Below are 4,495 nucleotides of genomic sequence, written 5' to 3' on the forward strand. Positions count from 1 at the left end.
GCAGAACTCAGAGATATGGTTTTAACGCCAGGAGGAGTAACCATTGATGGTATCTATGAACTTGAAGAAAGCCGTATTCGCACAGCCTTTATGAAAGCCATAAGCGCTGCTTCCTCCAGAGCAAGGGTTCTCTCTGAAGAAGTCAGAAAGCAAGCGAAAGAAGAAATAGAAAAATAAAAGAGATAAGGTGCATTGCTAGCTTTATGGCAATGCACCTTATCCTTAGCGATCAGGAGATGCAACATCTACAAATTCGTAAAATACAAGATCATAAATGGTCTCGTAAGGCTCCTTTATCTTTTTAAGGGCGTCGATGCTAACCGCTTTTATGTACAGTGGCATTTCAAAATTGGCCAACTGCTTGGCCATAGGGCGCAAAAGCTCAGATATAGCTTGCACATCGGAATCGTGCTCTCCGACCAAGAGAATCCAATTAAGGTTTTCCTGGTCCTCCGTGTCAAAATGGGTATATCCCGGAAAGGCTGAACTGTTGCTAACAAGGACATGATAAAGGTATAAGCCATTTGCAATTTGTCCCTATTCTCCAAAATTAAAACACTCCCAGAAACTACATAATTTTCTCAACTCCATTAATATATATATTCCATTTTCTTCAAGACAAGCCCCGGCTAAGAATATCATTAGCTGGGGGTATTTGTACCTTCAACTACTGATTTTAATTTAGAACTACTCGCTCCACTTTTTAAGCCTGGTAAGTACGTATTCATCAGGCCTTGTTAATCCTAAAGGACTAGCTACAGCAGCCAGTTTCTTTTTCTTTCCCTCTGTATTGATATATGTACCGGAACGCTCACTCCAAGAAGGAGAAGGCAAAACGATATCTGCTTTCTTTTTTGTAATGGAACTTTCAAAGCTTGACTGCACTATCAGAAAATCAGCCTCAGAAAGACAATCTTTAAGCCTACTATCTGGCTCATCGTCGCACATTAGTAAATAAACCGCCCCATTGATCATTTCTCCTTTCCACGAGGCTATTCCCTCTTTCTCTATTCCTCGAGTATTATATCCACTAGCAAGTCCTATATATCTTAAACTACGCACTGACATTAGAATCTTCCCTAATAAATCAGAAGGCACCTTTGCCCCATATAGAAACACAGGATTAGACAAAGTTTCAATTAAATTGACTATTTCTTTCACTTCTAACTTTTTAAGCTTTCTAGTAGCCCTTATGTCCACTTTTTCGCCAGCAGATCCTATAACTACTATTTCGGCACCCCTATTGGCGGAACGTTTTACAAAAGAAGATACTACCTGGCACTCTTTATCAAGATCCACTCCAGCCAGAATAATGCTGTCGGCCTCATCAAGTTCGGATAAGGATGTATTACCCACCTTGGTCCCTGACGATCCAAGAAGGTAACTTTTTTCCTTGAAAAGTTCTTTAAATGCTTTTGCCGTTTCTATTGTGGCCTTAGATGATATCAAACCTGTCCAGCTTTCCGCCTCTTTAAATTCACGTAACTTCTCAAGGATCATCATCTCTACTTCTTCCCATCCTACGGGAATAAGCTCGCCCTTTTTCCTTATCATAGGAGTGCTAATCCTTATTCGGTCATCATAGAACGGCTCGAACCTTCCTTTAACACAAAGAACTCCTTCACTAGGGCCTTCTTTCCACACACCCTCTATTCTCACAGGCATCCCATCTCTTGAAAGGACATCTATGGAGCAACCCACACTGCAAAATGTACAAACAGTCCTCTTTCTTTCTAACACTTCTTCTCTTCCAACATAGGCACTGTATTTGTCTGCCAAAGCCCCAGTTGGGCATACCTGAAGGCATGTTCCGCAGGACACACAGGTGGATTGATTAAAAGGAAAGTCTAAATCCGCACAGACCATAAGCTCTGGGCCACGATTTTTGACTGTGAGCACAGCGTGCCCAGCAATCTCTTCGCAAGCCCTTATACATCTCCGGCACAAAATACACCTGTTCTGGTCAAAAAGAAAATATTTTCGCCCTGTATCAAGCTCAAATTTCTTCCAAGAAAAACTGTACCTTATATGGTCCAAACCAAATCTGTAGGCCAATTTTTGCAGTTCACAATCACCACTTTTCTCACAGAACATGCACAAATGATTTCTCTCTGAAAATAAAAGCTCCAAAATGGATTTTTTCAAAGATAACAGCTCTTCATCCTCGGTAATCACTACCATCCCTTCTTTGACTTCGGTAGCACAAGCAGGAAGGAAGTTTTTTGCCCCTTCTACCCTTACAAGACACATTCTGCATGAACCCCTTGAAGATAGCCCTTCAAGGTGACATAGGGTGGGTATATAAATTCCATTCTCCTTACATACATCAAGTATAGTCTTATTCCCCTGAGTCCTTATCTTATTTCCATTTATGGTCAACTCTATTGTCTCTGTCATCCCTTGTCTCCCCCCCTTCTCATTCAGTCTCCTCAAGATCACAGCGCAGGCACCTTTTTGCCTCCATGATTGCTACCTGCTCATTTGGAAAACCTAGCTCCACTTCCCTGAAATCCTGCACTCTTACTTCTGGGGATACTATGGAGGCCTTCATCCTTGGCCTGTTGCCATCTTCCTCGCTCATCTCATACTTCATAGGCTCCGGTCGTTCTGGAAGAGCCTGTGGCTCGTACAAGGGAAGCCCCCTCAAAAATCTATGTATGGATCTTGAGGCCTTATTTGCTTGCCCAACCGCCTGAACTACGCTAGCAGGGCCAGAGACTGCATCTCCAACGGCAAAAACCCCTTCAAGGGAGGTCATGAACGTTCTAGGGTCTACCTGTATAGTTCCATCTTTATTTGTGGCTATACCTTCTTTCGACAAAAGGGTTTGCTCTACTTTTTGGCCGACCGCACAAACCACCATGTCGGCTTCTATCACAAACTGGCTCCCCTCCACAGGAAATGGTTTTTTCCTGGCTGAAGAGTCAAACTTTGGCTTGCCTTCTTTATCTTTGAGGGACAAACGAATGCATTTTACTCCTATAACTTTTCCATTACTCCCTAAAAATTCTATGGGCATGGTAAGGTAATGAAATTTGACTTTTTCTTCTTCTAGTACACTGCGCCGGCGCCTCCAACGTCGTGTTCCAAAGCTTATGGAGATGCCCTCTTCTTCTGCTGCCATTACTTCCTCTTCAAGTGCAGGCATGTCCTTCTTTTCCCGCCTATACAAAAGATGCACTTCCTCAGCACCCAGACGAAGCAGTGATCTTGACGCATCCATAGCAACGTTGCCCCCACCTATGACCACTACTTTCTTCCCTTTCACGAAAGACATATCTTCTCCGAGATTCATCGCCTTCAATAGTTCCATTCCCGTCGTTACTCCCAAAAGATCCTTTCCCGGCACGTTGGGTTTATAACATCCTTGAGCTCCTATGGAGAGCAAGACTGCCTGATAGTCTCTCCTTAAATCATCCAATGAAATATCCTTACCAAAAGCAACACCAGTTTTTACTTCTATCTTTCCTATGCTAAGAATGGATTCTATCTCTTTCTCTAGGACATCCCTGGGCAAACGATAAGAAGGTATCCCTATCCGCATCATTCCTCCCAGCACCGGCAATGCCTCGAAAATCGTAGATCTATAACCCCGCTGTGCGAGCCTCAAAGCAGCCGTAAGGCCTCCGGGGCCTCCACCTACAATAGCCACCTTTTCCTCTTTATCTTCCTCCAGCTGGTTTGGTACCCATTTATCTGTACCACTATCCGCCATAAATCTCTTCAGATCTCTTATTGCAACGGGGGCATCTAGCTCTCCTCTACGGCACTTATCCTCACAAAACGCAGGACAAACCCTGCCACAAACTGAAACGAAAGGATTAGATTCCCTGTGGATATAGAGAGCTTCATCATATTTGCCTTCTGCTATTTTGGAAATATAAAGAGGGACTTTGACTTCCGCCGGGCAGGCGCTTTGACATGGTGAAACTGAAAGCCTAGAACAGACCCCGGCAGGGCACCTTTTGTCAATAATGTGGGCCTCGTATTCATCCCTGAAGAATCTCAAGGTGGCAAGCACAGGGTTCGGCGTTCCTTGCCCAAGGGCACATAAAGAGCCTTCCTTCATGGTCCTCGCTATATCTTCAATCATGTCTAAATCTTCCATTTTGCCTTCTCCATGGGTGATCCTCTCAAGAATCTCTAGGAGTTTTTTCCCTCCAACCCTGCATGGGGTACACTGCCCACAAGATTCCGCCACAGAGAATTTAAGAAAAAACCTTGCCAGCTCAACCATACACGTCGTTTCATCTACAACTATCATGCCTCCAGACCCCATCAGTGCCCCTGCAGAAACGAGCGAATCAAAATCCACGGGTAGGTTTAGAAAATCATTGGGCAAACAGCCTCCAAGAGGCCCCCCTGTTTGAACCGCCTTAAACTTCCTTTCCTTGCTTATGCCTCCACCTATGTCGAAGACTATCTCTCCTAAGGTAGTACCCATGGGGACCTCAAGTAACCCGGTGTTTTTTACTTTGCCTGTCAAAGCAAAAAC

Annotated in this window: 4 protein-coding genes; 1 reads left to right on the plus strand and 3 read right to left on the minus strand. The window is 44.1% G+C overall.

Going from position 1 to position 4,495, the window contains the following annotated elements; genetic code table 11:
• Positions 1 to 177 (plus strand): pyrroline-5-carboxylate reductase dimerization domain-containing protein (locus H0Z23_RS08525; RefSeq protein WP_296869024.1); only part of this gene is annotated, 177 nt, incomplete at its 5' end.
• Between the two features lie 45 nt (positions 178 to 222).
• Here H0Z23_RS08525 and H0Z23_RS08530 read toward each other — a convergent pair.
• The 3 genes from H0Z23_RS08530 to H0Z23_RS08540 all read right to left on the minus strand — a co-directional run.
• On the minus strand, positions 223 to 423 hold the full coding sequence (locus H0Z23_RS08530; RefSeq protein WP_296869021.1) for a hypothetical protein: 201 nt from the start codon (positions 421 to 423) through the stop codon (positions 223 to 225).
• 264 nt (positions 424 to 687) lie between these two features.
• Entirely contained in the window at positions 688 to 2,397 is a 1,710-nt protein-coding gene (locus H0Z23_RS08535; protein ID WP_296869022.1) for a molybdopterin-dependent oxidoreductase, read from the minus strand.
• Between the two features lie 19 nt (positions 2,398 to 2,416).
• Positions 2,417 to 4,495: FAD-dependent oxidoreductase (locus H0Z23_RS08540; RefSeq protein ID WP_296869023.1), on the minus strand; the 2,079-nt coding region annotated here is incomplete at its 5' end.

This window comes from Thermovirga sp. (assembly GCF_017656375.1).
Lineage (GTDB): Bacteria > Synergistota > Synergistia > Synergistales > Thermovirgaceae > Thermovirga.

What these genes read in the sequence shown, in the direction of transcription:
- H0Z23_RS08535 (WP_296869022.1), bottom strand. Translation starts at nt 2,397, where the DNA reads ATGACAGAGACAATAGAGTTGACCATAAATGGAAATAAGATAAGGACT.